The 17,383-nt window shown below is 48.9% G+C and carries 16 protein-coding genes; 10 read left to right on the forward strand and 6 right to left on the reverse strand.

Annotated elements, in window-relative coordinates:
• Nucleotides 1–13: 13 nt before the first annotated feature.
• Genes nikB through AB432_RS04550 form a run of 8 tightly spaced genes read left to right on the forward strand, consistent with a single transcriptional unit; the run spans nucleotide 14 to nucleotide 7,908 of the window.
• Nucleotides 14–937 carry a nickel ABC transporter permease gene (nikB, locus tag AB432_RS04515; RefSeq protein ID WP_048031226.1) on the forward strand — a complete coding sequence of 308 codons (924 nt, stop codon included), beginning with the start codon at nucleotides 14–16 and terminating at the stop codon, nucleotides 935–937.
• 19 nt (nucleotides 938–956) lie between these two features.
• Nucleotides 957–1,847, forward strand: coding sequence for an ABC transporter permease subunit (locus tag AB432_RS04520; protein WP_048031227.1), 891 nt, complete (start codon nucleotides 957–959; stop codon nucleotides 1,845–1,847).
• Between the two features lie 18 nt (nucleotides 1,848–1,865).
• Nucleotides 1,866–2,858: an ABC transporter ATP-binding protein gene (locus tag AB432_RS04525; RefSeq protein ID WP_048031228.1), complete on the forward strand. Its 993-nt coding sequence runs from the start codon at nucleotides 1,866–1,868 to the stop codon at nucleotides 2,856–2,858.
• On the forward strand, nucleotides 2,851–3,813 hold the full coding sequence (locus tag AB432_RS04530; protein WP_113732300.1) for an ABC transporter ATP-binding protein: 963 nt from the start codon (nucleotides 2,851–2,853) through the stop codon (nucleotides 3,811–3,813). Before AB432_RS04525 ends, AB432_RS04530 begins: the two co-directional genes overlap by 8 nt.
• Before the next feature lie 22 nt (nucleotides 3,814–3,835).
• Complete coding sequence (locus AB432_RS04535) at nucleotides 3,836–5,041, forward strand: ROK family transcriptional regulator (protein ID WP_048031230.1); 1,206 nt, start codon at nucleotides 3,836–3,838, stop codon at nucleotides 5,039–5,041.
• A gap of 51 nt (nucleotides 5,042–5,092) precedes the next feature.
• Complete coding sequence (locus AB432_RS04540) at nucleotides 5,093–5,998, forward strand: Gfo/Idh/MocA family protein (RefSeq protein ID WP_048031231.1); 906 nt, start codon at nucleotides 5,093–5,095, stop codon at nucleotides 5,996–5,998.
• Nucleotides 5,995–6,990 carry a Gfo/Idh/MocA family protein gene (locus tag AB432_RS04545; protein ID WP_048031232.1) on the forward strand — a complete coding sequence of 332 codons (996 nt, stop codon included), beginning with the start codon at nucleotides 5,995–5,997 and terminating at the stop codon, nucleotides 6,988–6,990. Before AB432_RS04540 ends, AB432_RS04545 begins: the two co-directional genes overlap by 4 nt.
• A 45-nt stretch (nucleotides 6,991–7,035) precedes the next feature.
• Entirely contained in the window at nucleotides 7,036–7,908 is an 873-nt protein-coding gene (locus AB432_RS04550) for a sugar phosphate isomerase/epimerase family protein (protein WP_048031233.1), read from the forward strand.
• 101 nt (nucleotides 7,909–8,009) lie between these two features.
• On the opposite strand, the gene AB432_RS04555 is transcribed toward AB432_RS04550, so the two are convergent.
• Entirely contained in the window at nucleotides 8,010–8,363 is a 354-nt protein-coding gene (locus tag AB432_RS04555; RefSeq protein ID WP_048031234.1) for a DUF805 domain-containing protein, read from the reverse strand.
• 205 nt (nucleotides 8,364–8,568) lie between these two features.
• Here AB432_RS04555 and speD point away from each other — a divergent pair, with 205 nt between their 5' ends.
• On the forward strand, nucleotides 8,569–9,378 hold the full coding sequence (speD, locus tag AB432_RS04560; protein ID WP_048031235.1) for an adenosylmethionine decarboxylase: 810 nt from the start codon (nucleotides 8,569–8,571) through the stop codon (nucleotides 9,376–9,378).
• Nucleotides 9,379–9,717: 339 nt separating this feature from the next.
• Here speD and AB432_RS04565 read toward each other — a convergent pair whose 3' ends face one another.
• The 5 genes from AB432_RS04565 to AB432_RS04585 all read right to left on the reverse strand — a co-directional run bounded on the left by AB432_RS04565 (nucleotide 9,718) and on the right by AB432_RS04585 (nucleotide 16,348).
• Nucleotides 9,718–11,427, reverse strand: a complete 1,710-nt coding sequence (locus AB432_RS04565; protein WP_048031236.1) for a hypothetical protein — start codon at nucleotides 11,425–11,427, stop codon at nucleotides 9,718–9,720.
• 179 nt (nucleotides 11,428–11,606) lie between these two features.
• Nucleotides 11,607–12,272 carry an ankyrin repeat domain-containing protein gene (locus tag AB432_RS04570; RefSeq protein WP_048035698.1) on the reverse strand — a complete coding sequence of 222 codons (666 nt, stop codon included), beginning with the start codon at nucleotides 12,270–12,272 and terminating at the stop codon, nucleotides 11,607–11,609.
• A gap of 100 nt (nucleotides 12,273–12,372) precedes the next feature.
• On the reverse strand, nucleotides 12,373–13,845 hold the full coding sequence (locus AB432_RS04575) for an S-layer homology domain-containing protein (RefSeq protein ID WP_048031237.1): 1,473 nt from the start codon (nucleotides 13,843–13,845) through the stop codon (nucleotides 12,373–12,375).
• 328 nt (nucleotides 13,846–14,173) lie between these two features.
• Nucleotides 14,174–14,869 carry a response regulator transcription factor gene (locus AB432_RS04580; protein WP_048031238.1) on the reverse strand — a complete coding sequence of 232 codons (696 nt, stop codon included), beginning with the start codon at nucleotides 14,867–14,869 and terminating at the stop codon, nucleotides 14,174–14,176.
• Between the two features lie 15 nt (nucleotides 14,870–14,884).
• A complete protein-coding gene (locus tag AB432_RS04585) occupies nucleotides 14,885–16,348 on the reverse strand; it encodes a sensor histidine kinase (RefSeq protein WP_048031239.1) in 1,464 nt (487 codons plus the stop codon).
• 169 nt (nucleotides 16,349–16,517) lie between these two features.
• Between AB432_RS04585 and AB432_RS04590 the strand changes: the two genes are divergently transcribed.
• On the forward strand, nucleotides 16,518–17,315 hold the full coding sequence (locus AB432_RS04590; RefSeq protein WP_048031240.1) for a carbon-nitrogen hydrolase family protein: 798 nt from the start codon (nucleotides 16,518–16,520) through the stop codon (nucleotides 17,313–17,315).
• The last annotated feature ends 68 nt before the right edge of the window (nucleotides 17,316–17,383 follow it).

Below are 17,383 nucleotides of genomic sequence, written 5' to 3' on the forward strand. Positions count from 1 at the left end.
GAGGAACCGTACCATGTTCCGTTATATCGTGAAGAGACTCATCGAGATCATCCCGATTATTTTTGTCGTGTCGTTGCTTATTTTCTTCTTTATCCATCTGGTTCCGGGTGATCCTGTCCGCTTGGCGGCGGGAAAAGAAGCGACCTTGGAAGAGATCGAGCGGGTGCGTCAGGAGCTGGGCTTGGATAAGCCATTGCTGACCCAGTACGTCAACTACATGCAAAACCTCGTGACAGGAAATTTGGGACACTCCTTGAAGACGGGGCTTCCCATTAGCGATATGTTTGAAAACCGTTTTTCCGTAACGATGACGTTGACATTTTTGAGCCTGGGCTGGGCTTTGGTGCTCGGTCTGCTGATTGGGACCATCTCTGCTGTTTTCCGCAATAAATGGCCGGATTACGTAGGGATGCTGACGGCGATTTCCGGCATTTCCTTGCCTGGATTTTGGCTGGGGCTCATTCTCATACAAGTTTTTTCTGTCACGCTGGGCTGGTTTCCCACAGGTGGGGTCGAGAGCTGGAAAAGCTACGTGCTTCCTTCGTTAACCTTAGGGGCAGGAATCATGTCGATGCTGGCCCGTTTTACACGGTCCTCCCTGCTCGAAACATTAAAGGAAGATTTTATCCGAACAGGTCGGGCAAAAGGGTTGAAGGAATCCGTAGTCGTTCGCAAGCACGCTTTGAAAAACTCAATGATTCCGGTCGTGACCATCGCCGGATTGCAATTCGGCTTTTTGCTGGGCGGATCGGTTGTCGTAGAGACGGTGTTTAGCATTCCGGGTATGGGGCGTCTGTTGATCGATTCCATTGCTTTTCGCGATTATCCGGTCGTACAGGCAGTCATTCTGTTGTTTTCACTGGAGTTCATTCTCGTGAATCTGCTGGTAGACATCTTGTACAAGGCACTGAATCCGAAAATCCGTTATGACAGCTAATGGCAAGGAGGTGACGTAAATGGAGGTAGTAAAAGAAATCGGGCAAAACGTTATAGTTCCCACTGAAAAGAAATCCCGAGCCCGCGAGTTTTGGAAGAAGTGGAAGAAGCAAAAGACAGCATTCTGGGCAGGGTTTTTTATCTTGTTTTTGTTTGTGATCGCGCTCTTTGGCCCGTGGATCGCGCCGTATGATCCGTACGAGCCGAACTATGATGTGACGTTGCAAACTCCATCCATGGAGCATTGGGCAGGGACAGATGAATACGGACGAGATATTTTGAGCCGCATCATCGTAGGAACGGGAATCTCTCTTGGCGTCAGCTTTTCCTCTGTGCTGGTCGGCGCAGTGGTTGGAACCGTATTAGGCTTGATTAGCGGATATTACGGCGGGTGGCTGGATCGCCTCATCATGCGGTGGAGTGACGTCATGTTCGCTTTTCCCGATTTGCTACTCGCAATCGCCATCGTTGCGATCCTCGGCCCGGGATTAACGAATGTCGTCGTAGCAGTCGCGGTGTTCAGTATTCCATCGTTTGCTCGTTTGATCCGCGGCAATACATTGGCTGCCAAGGAAGCGGTGTTTGTAGAAGCAGCGCGGTCCATGGGGGCAAAAAGTAGCCGGATTATTTTTCGGCACATCTTTCCAGAGACCGTCTCCAGTATGATCGTCTTTTTTTCCATGCGGATCGGTACCTCAATTTTGGCGGCATCCAGTCTCAGCTTTCTCGGTCTGGGGGCTGCGCCCGAGAGTCCCGACTGGGGAGCGATGCTCAGTATGGGGCGTGATTATCTCGCCACTTCTCCTCATGTGGTCATCATTCCCGGGATTGCGATCTTTTTGACCGTGCTGGCGTTCAACCTCGTTGGGGATGGCCTGCGCGATATTTTGGACCCGAAAACGAAGAACTAAACGAGGGAGATGGGGCAGATGAGTGAGAACATCATTGAAGTAAAGCATCTGCAAACACAATTTACGAGAGACAACCAGAAGACAGTCGTCCTCGATCATGTCAGCTTTCATATAAAAAAAGGCGAAGTGCTCGGACTGGTTGGCGAATCGGGCTGCGGCAAGAGCGTGACCTCCTTGTCGATCATGCGCCTGTTCAAGGACACGACTGGTGAGATTACCAACGGAGAGATTGTTTACAACGGTACGAATCTTCTTTCGATTTCGGAGAGTGATATGCGCCGTATTCGCGGAAAAGAAATCTCGATGATTTTTCAGGAGCCGATGACCTCGCTCAACCCGGTGATGAAAATCGGAGAGCAATTGATGGAAGCCATTCGTTTGCATCTCGGCTACTCCGACCAAAAGGCGCGAGAACAAGCAGTGAGCATGCTGACAAAGGTGGGCATTCCGCGACCAAGCGAAATTATGGGGGAGTATCCGCATCAGCTCTCTGGCGGTATGCGACAGCGCATCATGATTGCGATGGCGATGTCCTGCAATCCCAACCTGTTGATCGCCGATGAGCCAACGACGGCACTCGATGTGACGATTCAAGCCCAAATCCTCGATGTCATGAAGCAACTTCAGGCTGACGAGCACATGTCGATGCTGTTGATCACGCACGATCTCGGCGTCGTGGCAGAGATGTGCAACCGTGTTGTGGTCATGTACGCAGGGCGTGTCGTGGAGGAAGCATCTGTTTACGACTTGTTCGACGAACCCAAGCATCCGTATACCAAAGGCTTGATTGGCTCTGTCCCTAAAATCGGGCAGAAGCGCGCACGGCTGGATTCGGTTCCGGGGAACGTACCGACACCAAGCAATATGCCGAAGGGCTGCAAGTTTGCTCCGCGCTGCAAGGATGTCATGCCTGTTTGTTGGGAAAAGGAGCCCGCCATTACGACGGTGGGAGAAGAACGTTCTTGCCGCTGCTGGCTCTATCAAGAGGAAGGTAGGGATGTTCATGTCTAAATCACTGGTCGTGGTAGACGGTATCAAAAAAACGTTCCCGATTGATAGTGGTCTATTCAGCAGCAAAAAAAGTGTAAAGGCAGTAAATCACGTTTCGTTCGAGATCAAGGAAGGCGAGACGTTCAGTCTGGTCGGAGAAAGCGGCTGTGGCAAGTCGACGACAGGGCGCTTGGTCACACGACTTTTGATGCCAGATGAGGGCAAGATTTGGATCCAAGGGGAAGAAATCTCCAAGATGAACGAAACGAAGCTACGGGAAGTGCGCAAGCAGGTACAGATGGTTTTTCAGGACCCGTACGCCTCACTGAATCCGCGGATGAAAATTCGCGATGTGGTAGCAGAGCCTCTCCTCATTCATACGAAGCTGTCTGCCCTGGAGCGTGATCGGATTGTCGCTGAAATGCTCGAGGTCGTCGGGCTCTCCAGCTATCATGCGGAGAAATTCGCCCATGAATTCAGCGGAGGGCAACGGCAACGTATCGGAATCGCTCGTGCCCTGATTTTGAAGCCGAAGCTGATCGTCGCGGATGAGCCAGTCTCTGCTCTTGATGTGTCGATTCAATCGCAAATCTTGAATTTGCTAAAAGATTTGCAGGAAGAATTTCATTTGACCTATTTGTTTATTTCCCACGATTTGAGCGTGGTCGAGCATATTAGCGACAAGATCGGTGTGATGTATTTGGGGAGTCTCGTCGAATCCGGCCCGAAGGAAACGATTTTTGCGAATCCCGGGCATCCGTATACAAAAGCGCTGCTCTCTTCGGTTCCGATTCCTGATCCGCGGGCAAAGCGGGAGAGGATTATTTTGCAGGGAGATGTGCCGAGCCCGGTGAATCCGCCGTCAGGCTGTCTGTTTCATACGCGCTGTCCGTTCGTGATGGACATATGCAAGACCACAGCACCTGCATTGCGGGTAGCGGCAGACCGAGAGCATTTTGTCGCCTGCCATTTGTGATTTGAAAAAAAGGGATGGTTACATGCGTAGGACGGGTGATTTAAAGCTGATCCAGGAACTGAATCGCTCCATCATATTCGATACGATCCGTCATTACGGGCCCATTTCCCGGAGTGAAATAGCGAAGCGGAACAAACTGAGTCCTACTACTGTGACCTCGGCTGTCAGTGAGCTGATTCGTGACTCGTTCGTATGCGAGGTGGGAACAGGGGAGTCAAATGGCGGACGAAAACCGATATTGGTCCAGTTCTCTCCAGACAGTCGCTTTCTGATCGGCATTTCGATCTCTGGCTCGAAGATTACGATTGCCGAGATGAATTTGGAAGCCGCAGTCAAACGAAAGGAAGTCCACTCGATCAAGCCGTACCAAGGGGAGAGCATACTCGCTTATTTGCTGGAGGTGATTGAGCAATTTTTGGGTGGAGCCGCGGCGAGTCTGGAGACATGCATGGGAATCTCGATTGTCACTCAAGGCATCGTGGACTCGGTCCATGGGGTGATTCGCTACAATCCAAAGCTCCGCTTGCAGAACGCCCCTGTTAAAGAATTGATCGAGCAACGTTTCCAGTTGAAAACATGGTTGGATAACGACACGAACGCGTACTTGCTCGCCGAGAAGACCATCGGGGATTTCAGTCATTATCAAAACATGCTGTACGTCACGATTGGGGATGGATTGGGAGCCAGTATTTTGATGAACGGTTCCATCTACAGGGGCTTTAAAGGCGGGGCCGGTGAGTTCGGTCATACCACGATTGATCGGGCAGGTGTGCGGTGCGACTGCGGAAATGTTGGTTGTCTGGAAAATTACGTGAGCTGGCCAACGATTTACTCCAAGCTGGTCTCCTCGCTTGCGAAAGGAAAGACGAGCCGCATTTCGGATTTGGTGGAGCAGGATGTTGGCCGAATTACTCCTGCGGTGTTTCGTCAGGCTTTGGCAGAGCAGGACCCGCTTGCGGTCAGTATTTTGGAGGAAACCGCTTCTTATTTGGCTTCGGGGTTGGTCAATCTGATTCATTTGTTCAATCCGGAGGTCATTATTCTGGGCGGTGAGATTGCCTTCGAAAATGAGCTGTTGATCGCCAAAGTAAAAGACTACGTGCGGGAATACGCGCATGGAATCCTGACGGAGGAACTCGAGATTCGGCCGAATTCGTTGGGTGAAAATGTAGAGGTAGCAGGAGCTGCTGCTGTTTTATTGCAGGATATGTTTCAGTTTTCGCTATAAGAGAGTTGTGTCTAGCAGTCCAGAAAGCTCGAGGAGAGGGGGAGCGGGATCATGGTAAAAGTTGTAGTCGCAGGGGAAGCGGGAACAAGCGTCAAAGAGTCGCAGGCTTGGCTTCGGATCAAAGAGGCAGAGATTGTAGGTGTGGCGGACAGCTTGTCTTCTTTACGTGAAATCTTGCAGGGAACAGAAGTGGATATCGTGGATATTGGCTCGATTACGGACAGCGCTGACCCATGGGTGACGCTTGCGGCTCAGGCGGGAAAGCATATTTTATGCGCAGAAGGTTCCGCTCTAAGCCGTGAAGGAATCGGTTTATGCGATCAGCATAATAGCGTGCTGCAATTCGCAAATACGCTGCGTTTTGCTCCAGAATACGAGCAGGCGCACGAGCAAATAAAGAATGGGGCCATAGGTAAAGCAGGCGTCATTCGCTTGCGAAGAGGTGCTCCTGCATCGGCTAAAAATGTAGGAAAATGCATTTTTCATTCGCATGGAATACGTGAATTCGATTGGCTGCACTGGACGTTCGGAGAGGTTGAGCGAGTGATGGCGCGCGAGGTCAAGCGCACGAATGAGTCAGGACAGATCGTCCATTATGCGCTGGTCATGCTCCGAATGGCAGGTGGGGCAATTGCTCATGTGGAGCTATCAGGAGCGGAGGCGACGGAGCATGCTTCCTTTGAGCTTACAGGTGACAAAGGCATGATTACACATGATAGCCGGGAAAGCATCCCCGTTCGCTGGAGCCGAGGAGAGCAATTTCTTCCGACAACATTCCAAGGGATGGACCTGATGCAGCGACAGCGGGAGCATTTCATTCGCTGTGTACAGAAACAGGAAGTGCCACGTCTGATTTCTCGTGATCTGCTCGCTGCTCTCGATATTACTCTAGCGGCGAGAGAATCGGTCAAGACGGGACAACCTGTGAAGCTCATGCACGGAGGTGATGAGGAATGAAGGTAGGAATCATCAGCTTCGCCCATATGCATGCGCATAGCTACGCTACTTATTTGCAAAAGCACCCGGATGCGCAGTTGATAGCAGTCTGGGATGATAACTCCCGCCGTGGAGAGGAAGCAGCGACTACCTACCAGCTCGATTTTTACGAAGATCTGCAAGCCTTTTTACAATCCGGTATCGACGCCGTCATTGTTTGCTCGGAAAATGCCAAGCACAAGGAGCACGTGATTGCCGCAGCCCGAGCGAAAAAGCACATTCTGTGCGAGAAACCAATTGCCACCGAGATTGCGGATGCACGCGAAATGATTCAGGTCTGCAAAGAGGAAGGTGTCTTGCTCCAGATTGCCTACCCTGTACGATTTGCACCCGTGATGGAAAGTGTCAAACAAATCGTTCAATCAGGTGCTCTCGGAGACATCCTCGCCATCGATGGCACGAACCACGGACAAATGCCAGGTGGCTGGTTCATTGAAAAAGAGCTGTCTGGCGGTGGGGCAGCAACGGATCACATCGTCCATCTGATGGACCTCGTACGCTGGATACTCCAAGACGAAGCAAAAAGCGTCTACGCTGAGCTGGACACACGTTTTTACGAGATTGAGGTAGAGGATTGTGGCCTGGTTTCCGTGGAAATGGAGTCTGGCGTGATCGTCGGAATCGATCCGAGCTGGTCGCGGCCGAAGACGTTCCCGACATGGGGAGATGTGACGATGCGAATTGTCGGCACCAAGGGCACGTTGGACGTCGATGTATTCAAGCAACACGCGTTCTATTACAATGACCGCGATTCGAAGCTGCAACATTTACCTTGGGCTGTGGATATGGATGAGCGGCTTATCGCCGATTTTGTGCAAAATGTCATGGAAGGTCGACCTCCGTCTATTACTGGAGAGGATGGATTGCGGACACTCGAAGTGGTGAAGGCAGCCTATGAATCCCATCGACTCAAGCAAGTCGTGACTATCAACAAGGTGCATCTCTCATCATGATGAGCAGTAGCCTTTCTATACAATAAATCAAATGAGGTGGAACTGATGAAAATTGGATTGAGCACTTACAGTCTGCTAACAGCAATCCGAGCTGGGGAAATGGATGTTCTGGATGTCGTGCAATGGATCGCGGATAATGGCGGCGAGCACATGGAAATCGTCCCGTACGGTTTTACACTGGTCGATAACTACGAATTGGCAGACGCTGTTCGGGATAAGGCAAAAGCGGTAGGGATTGAGCTGTCCAACTACTCGATGCCGACGAACTTTATTCAACCAGACGAAGAAGCCTTCGAAGCAGAAGTCGCACGTGTAAAAACACATGTTGATCTGCTGCACCGCATGGGCATCAAGCATATGCGCCACGATGTGTCCGCCTTTACTGTTCCCGTAGAGGAGACGACGATCGAGTACTTTGAAAAGCATTTGGCTGAGATGGTCGAGGGAAGCCGCAGAATCGCTGATTATGCTGCTCAATTCGGAATAACGACGACAATCGAGAATCACGGCTGGCTGGTGCAGGCAAGTGATCGCGTGCAGCGTGTCTTGCATGAGGTCAACCGCCCGAATTTCAAAACGACGTTGGATATAGGAAACTTCATGTGTGTAGACGAGGCTTCGCTGGTCGGTGTGCAAAAAAATCTGCCTTACGCTTCGCTCGTGCATTTCAAAGATTTCTACTTCCGCCCGTCCTACCATGATCCAGGCGCAGGCAAATGGTTCAAGACCGTCAATGGCAACTTCCTGCGTGGAGCAATAGTCGGCCAAGGTGACATCAATATCCGCGAAGTCGTCAAGCTGGTCAAGCAGTCCGGCTATGATGGCTATATCACGGTCGAGTTCGAAGGCATGGAGGATTGTCGAGAAGGTTCCAAGATTGGGATGGACAACCTGCGACGTTTTTGGGACGAGGCGTAAAACGGTAGTGGAAAAACGGCATTTGGGGAGCCCCGAACTGCCGTTTTTTCTTTGGGCCAAAAATAAAAAACCTCTCCCTTTGGGGAGAGGCGATGGAGACATTAGAAGGATTGCGAAGTTTTTGGATTCGCACCGTATTTGTTGTCTCCTTGGCTGTCTTGGCACAAGAATACGAGCAAAATAATTGCACCGATAAAAGGAATAAACGAGAGAAGGATCCACCAACCGCTTCTTCCAGTATCGTGCAATCGGCGTGCAGTTACGCTCAAACTAGGCAGTAAAACAGCTAATGAATAGATCATGCCCAAAATAGATCCTGTACCAATTAAATAGTCTACGAGAGCAATTACCAGAGACACGATGATGTTGAACAAAGTGAACATCCAATATTCTTGACGTCTAGCTCTTCCTTCAAATGCGACGTATTTCTTCAATACGCTTGTATACCAATGCATGATAATTTCCCCCTTTCTTCTAAAATTTGACACACTTCGATATTTTATCATTAAACCCAGGGGATTAGAACCATATTCTGTCAAGTTTTCCTAATGCTATTGAATCATTTTTAGGTAGGACAAAAGTAACGGGTATTTATGAGCGAGGTGGAGGAAAAAGTAAGAGCGAACGAGTTTTGGATGCTACCACAGGGGGAAATGACGCTTGGAACAAAAAACAGAACAAAACGTTACGCTGCATGGCTTCAACAATTTGACCAAGTCACTCAGCTTCAACATGTACGACATCTGCTATACGAAAACAAAAGCCGAACGGGAAGCGTATATCGAATACATAGATGAACAATACAATGCAGAGCGATTGACGAATATCCTGAAAAACGTGTCGGATATTATCGGCGCACATATACTGAATGTCGCCCAACAAGATTATGTACCACAAGGAGCGAGCGTCACTGTTCTTGTATCCGAGGGTCCGGTCGTAGAAGTCCCTACTGAATCTTATGAGGAATCCCCCGGACCTTTGCCTGAAAATGTGGTGCTGCAATTGGACAAGAGCCATATTACGGTACATACGTATCCAGAGTACCATCCAACGGAGGGCATCAGTACATTCCGGGCCGATATCGACGTGTCGACTTGTGGCGAAATTTCTCCGCTCAAAGCACTCAATTATTTAATTCGTTCGTTTGATACAGACCTGATGACAATTGATTACAAGGTACGCGGTTTTACTCGGGATATACATGGATACAAGCTGTTCATCGATCACGACATCAGTTCGATCCAAAATTATATTCCCGAGGAAATTAAGGAATTGTTCCACATGATTGATGTGAATGTGTACCAAGATAATATTTTTCATACCAAGTGCAAGCGAAGGGAGTTTGATCTGAACAATTATTTGTTCGGATACACGAAGGAGAAGCTGACACCGGAGGAGCAGGAGGATATTACCAAACAATTGCAAATAGAGATGGACGAGATTTACTATGGGAAAAATTTTGTGAATTAGTAGCTGTAGTGGGGGAAAGAAGCGCGTTTCCAGTCTACGCTTCGGCCTCCGCCCCGCAAGAGGGGGATTGACTGTCCGCTTCGGAATGAATGGCGGGAGCGCTTCAAACGTAGACAGTTTCGAGGAAGTATCTCATAGGTGAAGCTGAAATTCCCCGCCATTCATTCCGAAGCTGAGTTGGGCTTCAGAGGCGCTTGGACTGGAAATGCGCTTCTTTCCACGCAGCTTTGTGTGCTTCCCTGAACGGTTCAATTCAAAGATCGAAAATCGAAATACTTTCTACAGGTTACACAAAATCCTCTGCTATTCGAAAGTCATGTGGCATGGCTTCTCCCGACCTCAACAGTTGGGGGTGAATCTTTCATTTGCAGTAGGATTAAGGTAGAATGCCCGAATCTCCTCCAGCGTTTTTCTAGCAGGCTGCACGAATTCGCGGTCCCAATCTTCTGGAGGGGAATCCAGCGAGATGCCCTTCTCCTGCAAGGTTCGAAACAGCTCCTTATCCGCTTGCGTAGGTATCCACCATGTGTAGACGGGATTCGTTTTGCCATTGAGCAACGATTCGAACATAAATTTCACATAGGTAGCTGTAGAGAGTTCCCCGTAATTGACGTTGAATTCAGGCTCGGGTGCCGGATAATCCTCTGGATAGCGGAACGGGCCAAAGTGAATGGAAATACCGAGAAAGCCGACAGGTGGAATGTTGTTTCCATACCCCGGGAGGGAGAACGGCAGATCGGCTGCGAAGTGCAGGCGAATCATGACAGAGTTGATAAATTGCCGTTCGAAGAAACTTTCTTTTTGCCAAATGCCGAGTTCTCGTGAAAGAGTATCCCAGTGAATAATGGACGTATTGTGCGCGAGCCAGAAGGCGGACGACATCTGTTCGAACGTTTTGTAAAATTCCTCGTCGTGATCATGGAACGGATCGAGCATGTCGAACAAGCTGAAGCACCCGTGTTTTCTTCTCCATTTTTGCGCGATAATCAGAAAATCAATTAATCGTTGGATTCGCAGCTCCGGGCTGCTCTCATTATTGGCAAACAGATACGTAGCCTCTATCAAATCGGCAGTGAAGTTGCCGTTAACAAAATCCCAGTAGTTGATTTCACCAGCTTCTACGCGTTCTTCATTAATCCGCTTGGTATCCGTTTCCCATCGCGCAAAGGTGGTGACATCGATGCCGAAATAAAGCTCAGGCAAGAAGTCTCCAAAAATATGGAAGCGATATGGGCTGGACTGTTGAAACCAAGTTTTAATGAAGTCCAGGCGAGAAGAGGGAGATACGACTGCGGCCCGCTCCACATAGTTCGTTTTGGCAACGGTTGACTCGAATTCTTCAACGGATGAGGCGATCGCCACGAAAGGGGCTGCTGAGGTCAGGAAGTCCACACCGTCTTCGTCGTTGTCGTATTGCACAATGATGTGCTGGAAGCTTGCCTCAGCCAAGGGAGATAACACGAGCTGATTCCAACGGTGCGCGGTTGTATCGTCAATGGCGCCGATGATGACGACAGGTTTGTCTGATTCCCCGCGAAAAGAAATAGAGGCACCGTTTTGGACGACGATCTTGTTTTGGCAGCGTACGTTGATGGATGAACCTGCTTCAAAGCAGATTGAAGTCCCAGCAGTTATGATGACATCGTCTGGTCCGATCATGTACGGACCATTTTCTGCGGGAAATTCCTCCGATTGATTGATGATCCCCGATAGGCGTTTGTACTTATCCACGTGCAGTTGATAGGTGTGCTGAGGGTCTGGATCGGGTCCAATCGTCAGTTGCACGTAGTATAGACCATCTTCCTCCGGAAAAAAGGGAAGGATGATAGGGGCGTTCGGACTATATTCAGCTTCTGCGAGCTTTGTCCGATGGATGTCATAGATTCTGATGGTAGTCAAAGGATGCGTCAGGTTATTCATGTGGATTTCAATAGCGTCTGTAGAAGCAAGAAAGAGCTTGTACATCTCCACCTTGGGTTCAAGGTTAGGAGAAGCTTTTCGGATTCGTTTGTCCGTTTCCAGAATAGATGTATACGAGCTGACGGTCATGTAAAACAGGCTCCAATCATCAAAATGGTATAGGTATAATGGAATAGTCCACTAGTAATTGACGCCTGAATATAGAAAAAGTTTTGAGTTTTTCGGGGTCTTTTGGTCTAGAAAATAAGAAAAAGGATAGGGGTCAGATGAGTTCTGACGATCCTATCCTTTTTCAATTAGGTATTTTCTTATTTTCCGCCAGCTTGCGTGAGCATTTCAATCATTTCTTTGTAGCCATGCTTCTTCGAATGCCCGAGAGGCGTCACACCATCGTGATCAGCGAGATTGACATTGGCATTGTGCTCGATCAGGAGCTTCACGATTTCCTGATGCTTCTTGCCACCATCGCCCAAAATCACTGCTTCTAAGAGAGCGGTCCAGCCCAATCTGTTGACGTGATCAATGTTGACATCAGAGGTGGTGAGCAGTTCCTTGACGATCTCGACATGTCCACGATCAGCCGCAGGAATCAAGGCCGTTCCGCCAAAACGGTTCGTAATGGTAGTGTCGGCACCTGCTGCTATCGAGGCTTTTACGAATGCGAGCTGGCCTGCTGCGCTTGCGAAGAGCAGGGGATTGTCTAAGTTGTTGTCTCGGATGTTGATGTTAGCTCCTCGTTCAACCAACAAGTTGAAAACGTCGAGTTGAGTAGAGTGGACCGCGATCATCGCAGAGGTGCGGCCTCTACTATCGGTAGCGTCAATATCCGCGCCTTCTGCAAGCAGCTTCTCAATCGCTGCTTTGTCTCCTTGACTGGTTGCCGTCAATAAGGCTTGATTCAGCTTATCCATTTCAACTTTCACCGCCTGGGTTGCTTGCTGCTCGCCACTCGTCAAGAGGGTCTTCCAATTCATCTCACACCCAGTCAGAATAATGACGGCGGTCAAAAGACCTGCATACAGCACAGCGAGCCCACACCTTTCTTTTGATTTGGATACCTGCATCACACAAAAACTACTCGACTGTCAGCTCGGCAGTAGATTTGCCAGCCCAATCGCCGACAGGTGTTACCGTGTATGTGGTACCTGCTTTCAGTTTACCATCTTGCTGGATGTCAAACACGCCTGTGGTACCTTTGCGGCTGGAATATTTGTACGTCGCCAGCAGTTTTTCTCCATCTGCACTAGTAAGTTCTACGCTGCGTCCGGAGAACAGCTCGTCTCCCGGGTCTTCTGTCAGGGTAACGGTGATAGAAGTTTCACTAGCTGCTTTGGCTTCGCTGATTTCGAGCGGAGCGATTTCTTTTGCGGTGAAGGTAGGATTCGCGATATTCGCCCAGTCTGACGTGATGGTGTACGTAACGCCCGGAGTCAGGACTTGGCCTTCTGGGAGACGGAATTTAATTTCTTGCTTGCCGTCTGTTGATTGTGTGAAAGGCACGTATTTCGCTACGATTGGTTGTCCGCCTTCCGGTGTAATGGTCACTTGTCTTGCTTGCATGGAAGGAATGATTTGATACGTTTTACCGTCTGCACTGTTGTTTTGATCCAGCACCAATGCATTTGCACCGCGTCCGCCGCTGTAGGCAGAGATGATATATCCGTAATCGATGACACCATTTGCTCGCAGGGACTCGACTTCAAACGTGTCGTTTGTTACTTGGCGTACTTCGGTCATGTCGATCTTGGTTGCGTTGCCTTGGAATGTACCCGCCTTTTTCCCTTTGTATGTCAGGGTGTAGGTAGTTCCTGGCTTTTGAACCGAGGTCGGCACGATGTAAGTATTGGTAGAACCCGTTTTCAGACGTGGCATGTTGGTCAGTGTCAGACCTTCGCTGAAGACAAAGTCTTCTTTTGCTTTGGCAAATGCTTCGTTTTCTGCGGTCAACGGAGCGTCGAAGGTCACAATCAACGTGATTTCATTCAAGGCTTGTACATTCGTGATGCTTGCTTTGTCAGAAGGCATTGCCTGACGAGCCGTATTCAACAGATAAGCAGTTTCGCCGCGAGTAGCGGTGCTGTCTGCCGAGAAGAACCGTTCAGCCCAGTAGTTAACGGATTTCGCATCGCGCTTGAGCGCTTTTGCAACGACTTGTGTGAGCTCAGCATCCGTCACAGTTCCACGCGGATCGAACTTGCCATCTTTTGCTTGCATAATATCAAGAGATACCAGGTCAACCGCGTATTTGTAGAACCAATCATTTGTTTTCACATCCGTGAAGGTTACGGATTTATCTGTTTTGCCGCCTTGCAAACCAAATGTGTGTGAGACCATTTTTGCCAGTTCAGCGCGCGTAACTTGATTGTGAGTGTTGGAGTTGCTTTGCATCACTTGCAGCTTGGCGAGTTCACTAACCGCTTTTTGAACTTCTTGTGCACTCAGGGGAGTGGAAGCTGCTTGCACATTCAGTACAGCGTAAGGAAGGGATGCTGTACCCAAAACAGTTGCCAGCATCATGATTGCGATTTTATTGGAAAACTTTCTCATCGGTTGGTCCTCCTTTAGGGTCGGTTGGTGCTTGATTACCTGTAGGATAGTCGAGAGATCTAAACTGCCAAGAAACAAGAGATTAATAGAATCTAAAAAAGTTCTTAAAAAAAGATAAAATGACCTCTATCGAAGCCTGGACATGGAGGAGCGACCGCGCTTTAGCGGAAAGTCATTATGCGCTCCAGAAAGTTTAAGCAATGACGCTTTGAAACGGTGAAGTGATTAAACTTTCTTACACGTAAAAAAAACCCTCCAGCTTTGACGTGGAACGGAAAATTCGTCCTCGTTTTGGCTGAAGGCTTTTGGATGATCATGGTATTCACGCTTAGACAGTAAATCGGTAACCGGCACCCCAGACCGTTTCGATATACTGCGGATTGGATGGATCGACTTCGATTTTTTCACGCAGCTTGCGAATGTGCACCGTAACGGTCGCGATATCTCCGCTGGAATCCATACCCCAGATTCGTTCGAACAGCTCGTTTTTGTTAAAAACCCGATTCGGGTGAGTCGCTAAAAATTCAAGCAGGTTAAATTCTCTTGTCGTGAAAATGACTTCCTGATTGCGTACATACACTCTTCTTGAAACTTTGTCGATGACGAGACCGCGAATGTGAATCTCTGCGTTCGTTGGTTGAGGTTGTCGGGCTGTCAAACGCTCGTATCTCGTCAGATGGGCTTTGGCTCTGGCTACTAATTCGCTTGGGCTAAACGGCTTTGTAATATAGTCATCGGCACCGAGATTAAAGGCGCGAATTTTATCGATCTCTTCTTTTTTGGCGGAGACGATCAGGATCGGCACTTCCTTGACTTGTCTGATCTGGCTGCACAATTCGAAGCCGTCCATTCCCGGAAGCTGCAAATCAACGATGATCAAACTGTAGTCGCCATTGATGGCCAGCGGCAAGCCTTCGCTGCCAGAGTGGCATAAATCGACCTGAAAGCCATTCAGTTCAAAATAATCCCGCTCCAGTTGAGCGATAGTCGTCTCATCTTCAATGATGAGGATACGTGAAGACATGGGAATGTGCACCTCCTATTGTTTGTGGGTACGTTTTAACGTAAAGAACAGGCTGGTACCTACACCTTGCTTGCTCTCTACCCAAATTCTGCCGCCGTGACCCTCCACGATCTGGCGCGCGATGGACAGTCCGAGACCGCTACCACCCGTGGAAGAATTACGGGATTGCTCTACTCGATAAAAGCGTTCGAACAGGTGAGGAATGGCTTCTTGCGGGATACCGATGCCGTTGTCCTTTATTTCAATGGTCGCCCACTGAGCGTCCGCTTGAACCGAGACGCAGATGATTTTCTCAGGTTTATCCATGTATTTTTGCGAGTTGCCGATGATGTTTAAGACGGTGCGCTTGATTTTTTCCAGATCGGCGATGACCAGGGTGTCTTCTGCTGTGCGCTGATTCCACTGAATTGTGATGCCCTTCTTTTCCAGATCGTAGTGCAGTTCGTCGATGCAGTCATCCAAAAACTGCACGATATCTACATGTTCAAACGTAAAGGGCACTTGCTTCAGATCGAGCTTGGAGTAGAGAAACAGCTCATCGACGAGCATGTCGAGGTCTACTGCTTTGGAGTAAATGATGTTCACGTACTTGTCCATTTTCTCCGGGGTATCAGCCACGCCATCACGGATTCCTTCGATGTAGCCCTTGATATTGGTAATTGGCGTGCGCAAATCATGCGAGATGTTGGAGATCAACTCTTTGCGACTTTCTTCATCCTCAAGGCGCAGCCGCACTGATTCCTGCAATCGTTTGCGCATGTTCTCGAACGCTTCGTTCAGTTGTCCAATCTCGTCCTTCGTTTGTAGATGGAGCTCAAAGTCCAGATTGCCTTCCTTGATGTTCTCGGCTGAATTGCGGAGTAAATCGAGCGGCTTGACGACGCTGCGAGTAATCCAGCGGTACAACAAGACGTTTGCGATGACAATGACGCCGAGGAGGAGGAACACGAGCATCGGCAGCAGTTTGCGGATAACTTCACCAAATGGACTGCGCTCGCGGATCACAAAGACACTGCCTTTTGCGCCATCTGAAAACTTGAAGTCAAACTTGGCATACGCATAAAATCTTTCGCCGATGTTGAACGTGTTGCGAATCTGGTTGTTGTTCAAGTCATAGGGCGGCAAGCTGTTTTCCAGCTCGGGCTGATTGATGGTTGGGGAGGTAAAGACTTGATTGCTCTCTCTGCGGACATACAGGCCAGCTCGTACTGTTTTGAGCTTGAAATCGTAATCGGCAAGCAGCTCCTGGTTTTGCAATTGATCCGGCTCATTCTTGGCGAGATATTTCAATTCAAGAAAAATATTCTCTTCTTGTTCAGTCAGCGGATTGAGCTGATAATGCACTTTATAAAAGTCACGAAAGCTGTTGAAATCGCCTGTCGCCGCAATCGTAAACAGACTGGCGGCTACGAAAAACGTCAGCAAGCTGATGACTAGCATCCCTGTGTAAGAGAGCAGTAGCTTGATACGGATAGACATGAACTCACCTACTTTCGATAGGGTGAAAATTTATACGCAAGATGACAAGTCCATTATATACAAGACGTCTGGCTGGTAAAGCATAATTACTTGGAACTCAGTCAAAATCAGTTATACTAGCAAGTAAGAAAACGAGAGCTTTGTATGAATGGAAAGGACGGGGATATTCATGAAAGTAGCAATTGCACAACTGACAGCGACGATGGATAAGACGCAAAATTTGCAAAAAGCAGCCGATTACATTTCAAAAGCAAAGGCAGCAGGAGCAGATTTTGTCATCTTGCCTGAAATGTATAGCGCACCTGCCACGCCAAAGTCAGGAGTAACGCCAGCAGAGGTAGCGGAAAAGCTGGATGGTCCATTTGTTTCCGGATTGGCAGAGCTAGCTTCGGAGCATGGCGTTTATGTGGTTTGCGGTGTGTTTGAATCCATCGAGGGTGATGAAAACCGCGCCTACAATACGACTGTTTTTCTAGGCCGTGAAGGACAGTTGCTGCATGCGTACCGCAAGACACATTTGTACGATGCCTTTTCCTACACAGAATCGGACTTCATCGCGCCTGGGGATAATCCGTATCAAGTGGTGGAAACGGAATTCGGCAAAATCGGGCTGATGGTTTGCTACGAAGTGCGCTTCCCGGAAATCGCGAGACAGTTTGCACTCCAGGGTGCCGATATTTTGTTTGTGCCAGCAGGTTGGGTAGCCGGAGCGATGAAGGAGGATCACTGGGAGACACTGGTTCGTGCGCGTGCCATTGAAAACACGATGTTTGTATGTGCGGCTGATCAGGTTGGAAATATTTTTGCTGGACGCAGCATGTTCGTCGATCCGATGGGTGTCGTGATTGCAAGCGCAGGGGAAGAAGAAACGTTATTGATCACAGAGCTGGATGTAAGTCGGATTGAACGAGTACGGGGTAAATTGCCAAGCGTAGCCAACCGCCGAGCAGAACTGTATACCAATTAAACGCCTATGCACACTTTCTCTTTTGTTCAATATGATGGTAACAGATAACTAGTCATTATTTTGGCCCT

It is taken from the genome of Brevibacillus brevis (genome assembly GCF_001039275.2).
Lineage (GTDB): Bacteria > Bacillota > Bacilli > Brevibacillales > Brevibacillaceae > Brevibacillus > Brevibacillus brevis_C.

Coding starts and splice junctions, on each gene's coding strand:
- AB432_RS04555 (WP_048031234.1), bottom strand. CDS start 8,363: ATGCATTGGTATACAAGCGTATTGAAGAAATACGTCGCATTTGAAGGA.
- AB432_RS04525 (WP_048031228.1), top strand. CDS start 1,866: ATGAGTGAGAACATCATTGAAGTAAAGCATCTGCAAACACAATTTACG.
- AB432_RS04520 (WP_048031227.1), top strand. CDS start 957: ATGGAGGTAGTAAAAGAAATCGGGCAAAACGTTATAGTTCCCACTGAA.
- nikB (WP_048031226.1), top strand. CDS start 14: ATGTTCCGTTATATCGTGAAGAGACTCATCGAGATCATCCCGATTATT.
- AB432_RS04585 (WP_048031239.1), bottom strand. CDS start 16,348: ATGTCTATCCGTATCAAGCTACTGCTCTCTTACACAGGGATGCTAGTC.
- AB432_RS04570 (WP_048035698.1), bottom strand. CDS start 12,272: ATGAATTGGAAGACCCTCTTGACGAGTGGCGAGCAGCAAGCAACCCAG.
- AB432_RS04530 (WP_113732300.1), top strand. CDS start 2,851: ATGTCTAAATCACTGGTCGTGGTAGACGGTATCAAAAAAACGTTCCCG.
- AB432_RS04590 (WP_048031240.1), top strand. CDS start 16,518: ATGAAAGTAGCAATTGCACAACTGACAGCGACGATGGATAAGACGCAA.
- AB432_RS04565 (WP_048031236.1), bottom strand. CDS start 11,427: ATGACCGTCAGCTCGTATACATCTATTCTGGAAACGGACAAACGAATC.
- AB432_RS04575 (WP_048031237.1), bottom strand. CDS start 13,845: ATGAGAAAGTTTTCCAATAAAATCGCAATCATGATGCTGGCAACTGTT.
- AB432_RS04535 (WP_048031230.1), top strand. CDS start 3,836: ATGCGTAGGACGGGTGATTTAAAGCTGATCCAGGAACTGAATCGCTCC.
- AB432_RS04550 (WP_048031233.1), top strand. CDS start 7,036: ATGAAAATTGGATTGAGCACTTACAGTCTGCTAACAGCAATCCGAGCT.
- AB432_RS04580 (WP_048031238.1), bottom strand. CDS start 14,869: ATGTCTTCACGTATCCTCATCATTGAAGATGAGACGACTATCGCTCAA.
- AB432_RS04545 (WP_048031232.1), top strand. CDS start 5,995: ATGAAGGTAGGAATCATCAGCTTCGCCCATATGCATGCGCATAGCTAC.
- AB432_RS04540 (WP_048031231.1), top strand. CDS start 5,093: ATGGTAAAAGTTGTAGTCGCAGGGGAAGCGGGAACAAGCGTCAAAGAG.